Source organism: Halorubrum sp. SP9 (assembly GCF_005435015.1).
GTDB lineage: Archaea > Halobacteriota > Halobacteria > Halobacteriales > Haloferacaceae > Halorubrum > Halorubrum sodomense.
In genome coordinates, this window is the sequence record NZ_SGXU01000507.1 from 1 (window position 1) to 349 (window position 349).

Sequence of the window (349 nt, forward strand, 5' to 3'; positions counted from 1 at the left end):
GTCTCCTGGAACGGAGCGTGAAACAGGGTGACAACCCCGTAAGATGAGTCAGTACGGATGGCGTCAAATCCAGAGTAGCAGGGGTCGGATATCCTCTGTGAACATTCCAGGCATCCCCTGGAAAGGCTAAACACTCCTCGAGACCGATAGCGAACAAGTAGCGTGAGCGAACGCTGAAAAGCACCCCGAGAAGGGCGGTGCAATAGGGCCTGAAATCAGCTGGCGATCGAGCGACAGGGCGTACAAGGCGATTCTCAAAACGACCGAAGAGCGATCCTCTAGTAGGAAGAGAATCGAGCCGGCGTCGTGTCGTGCGTTTTGAAAAACGACCCAGGGAGTGCACTTGATT

General features: G+C 54.7%; 1 rRNA gene. It reads left to right on the top strand.

What is annotated here, in order from left to right:
• Window positions 1-349 (top strand): 23S ribosomal RNA (locus EXE45_RS20680); the annotation flags it as partial.